Raw genomic sequence first — 2,361 nt, forward strand, 5'->3', positions numbered from 1 at the left:
AGGTGGAGGTGTTCGCCGAGCGTTTTTCGGCCCAGGGCCAGTACGTGAAGGTGACCGAAGCCAGCCTGACCTACGTGGCGATCGACATGGAAGGCCGGCCCCGGCCGATCCCGAAAGAAGGCCTGGACCTGCCGGGCGTGACGGGTTGAGCCCCGCTCAACCGGGCCAGCGCGAGCGCCACACCCGGTAAATGCGGTCGGCCAGGGCTTCGCTGCCGGCCTGGTGCTTGAGCGTGGCGGCGTGCATCGAGGCCGGGTCCTGAACGCTGTCGCGGTGCAGCAGCACGTTCACAGGGTAGGCCTGGCCGGGTGTCTCCATCCAGTCCTGGATCTTGGCCGGTGTGATCTCGATGTGGAACTGCATGGCCAGGTGCTGTCGCAGGGCGAACGCCTGGTGCGCGCAGGTGCGGCTTGAAGCCAGCAGCTCGGCGCCGGGTGGCAGTTCCACAAAGTTGTCCTGGTGCCACTGGTAGACCGTGGCTGGTTCGGCATCACCCAGCCATTCGCGGGCGGCGGGGGTGTCGCTTCGGGTGAGGGGCCACCAACCGACCTCGGGCTGTGGCAGCCGCTCCACCCGCCCGCCGAACGCGCGCGCCATGAGCTGGCCGCCGAGGCAGTGACCGATGACGGGAATGCCCAGCGCATCCGCTTCGAGGATCAGCGCCTCCACCTGGCGCAATGTGGAGCGGTCGTCGTTGGCACTCCAGGCACCGCCCAGCACCGCCAGCCCCCGGTAGCCGCGCACGGAGGCGGGGTAAGCCTCGCCGGCCTCGGCGCAACGCAGATGCCAGTGGATGCCTTGCGCGTCCAGCCATTCATCCAGGTAACCCGGGCCGTCTTCCAGCAGGTGTTGCAGCACCAGCACGTCGGCCGGGGCGGAAAAGTCGGTGGATGTCATGTGCCCATCATAGGAAACCGCTCAGGACGCTGCGGCCAGCGCAGCCAGTGCGTTCAGTGGCGCGGGCACGGCCGAGGAATGGTGGTCCACGATGCGCCAAACGCCTGCGGTGCGGCGCCACGTGAAGCTGAACCGCGCCGGCACCTCGCGCAGCTGCGGCGCCGGGGACAGGGTCAAGGTGTAGTGGCCCGTGCTCACTGCTGCATCGCCGAACACCCGGGGCAGCACCTCACCCAGCGCCATGCGCGGCACGGGCCGCAGCGCGAACACGGCGTCGAAATAGGCGGCGATGCCCTGCGGCGTGGTGATGAGCTGGGCAGCGGTGGTGCCCCAGAGCACCGCCTGCGGGTCGTAAAGCGCACCGATGCCGGCCGCGTCGGCGCGGTTGAACGCCGCGATCCAGGCCTCGGTGGCGGCGAGCACCGAGGCTTCGTCGATGTCAGAACTGACCATGGCGCCCCTGCCCTGCAGCGAAGCGCGTGGCGCCTTCGAGCGCATCAGGAATGCGCGCCTTGCCGCGCTGCCACTCCTGCAACAGCGCCTGGCCCAGCGGCAGATCCCACTGGGCCAGCGCGCTGTGGCGGTCGGCGCGCAGGGTGGCTTGCGGGAAGGCCGCGAGTTGCCGCGCGAGGCTGATGGCGGCGTCGCGCGCCTGCCCGGTGGGCACCACGCGGTTGGCGAGGCCCATCTGCAGCGCCTCGGGTGCCTTCACCTGGCGGCCGGTGAGGATCAGGTCCATGGCGTGGCCCATGCCGATCAGGCGCGGCAGGCGCACGGTGCCGCCGTCGATCAGCGGCACGCCGAAGCGGCGGCAGTAGACGCCGAAATACGCGTCGTCCTCCATCACCCGCATGTCGCACCACAGGGCCAGCTCCATGCCGCCGGCCACGGCCGCGCCGCTCACCGCTGCGATGACCGGTTTGGAGAGTTGCAGGCGCGACGGACCCATCGGACCCAGGGCGCGCGGGTCGTCGGCGTTGAAGTCAAGATCGAGGTCGACCGTTTCACCTTGGGCGGCGAGGCGAGCGCCGTGTTGCAAGTCCCATCCGGCGCAGAAGTGACCGTTGGCGCCGTGGAACACCGCGACCTTGGCGGTGGCATCGTCTTCAAACGCGAGGAAGGCGGCGTGCAGGGCGCGGGCGGTGGGGCTGTCCACCGCGTTGCGCACCTCGGGGCGGTTCAGCGTGACGATCCAGATATCGTCTTGTTGTTCGGTGGTGACGGCGGTCATTCCCACCACCCCACACGCGGCGTGTTGAGCGCTTTCTCCAGTTCGTCGCTGGTCACTTCAATGTCCATTCTCAACAAGGCCCCCGCCATGGACTTGCCGAGGTTGTCCAGCCGCAAATTGCGCGCACCACCCCCCTGCAGCGCGCCACGCAACACGTACTTGAGCGCCAGGAGGTTGGGCAGCGCCCAGGCGTCCACCTCGCCGGGCAGCCAGGGCGCAAAGTGGGCCTGCAC

The 2,361-nt window shown here is 69.4% G+C and carries 3 protein-coding genes and 2 pseudogenes; 1 reads left to right on the forward strand and 4 read right to left on the reverse strand.

Going from position 1 to position 2,361, the window contains the following annotated elements:
• Window positions 1-149, forward strand: a pseudogene (locus Q1W68_RS07055) (acyl-CoA thioesterase); the annotation flags it as partial.
• Between the two features lie 7 nt (window positions 150-156).
• Here the strand turns inward: Q1W68_RS07055 and Q1W68_RS07060 are convergent.
• The 4 genes and pseudogenes from Q1W68_RS07060 to Q1W68_RS07075 form a co-directional block, all read right to left on the reverse strand.
• Window positions 157-897: a type 1 glutamine amidotransferase gene (locus Q1W68_RS07060; protein ID WP_300654990.1), complete on the reverse strand. Its 741-nt coding sequence runs from the start codon at window positions 895-897 to the stop codon at window positions 157-159.
• A 21-nt stretch (window positions 898-918) separates the two neighbouring features.
• Window positions 919-1,350 carry a nuclear transport factor 2 family protein gene (locus Q1W68_RS07065; protein ID WP_300654993.1) on the reverse strand — a complete coding sequence of 144 codons (432 nt, stop codon included), beginning with the start codon at window positions 1,348-1,350 and terminating at the stop codon, window positions 919-921.
• Window positions 1,337-2,128: a crotonase/enoyl-CoA hydratase family protein gene (locus Q1W68_RS07070; protein ID WP_300660086.1), complete on the reverse strand. Its 792-nt coding sequence runs from the start codon at window positions 2,126-2,128 to the stop codon at window positions 1,337-1,339. The genes Q1W68_RS07065 and Q1W68_RS07070 overlap by 14 nt, the downstream gene beginning before the upstream one ends.
• Window positions 2,125-2,361: pseudogene (locus tag Q1W68_RS07075) on the reverse strand (hypothetical protein); the annotation flags it as partial. The pseudogene Q1W68_RS07075 and the gene Q1W68_RS07070, both read right to left, overlap by 4 nt.

The organism is Hydrogenophaga sp., assembly GCF_030158645.1.
Classification (GTDB): Bacteria; Pseudomonadota; Gammaproteobacteria; order Burkholderiales; family Burkholderiaceae_C; genus Hydrogenophaga.

Excerpts from the sequence above, each read along its gene's own strand:
- Q1W68_RS07065 (WP_300654993.1), bottom strand. The coding sequence starts at position 1,350 with ATGGTCAGTTCTGACATCGACGAAGCCTCGGTGCTCGCCGCCACCGAG.
- Q1W68_RS07070 (WP_300660086.1), bottom strand. The coding sequence starts at position 2,128 with ATGACCGCCGTCACCACCGAACAACAAGACGATATCTGGATCGTCACG.
- Q1W68_RS07060 (WP_300654990.1), bottom strand. The coding sequence starts at position 897 with ATGACATCCACCGACTTTTCCGCCCCGGCCGACGTGCTGGTGCTGCAA.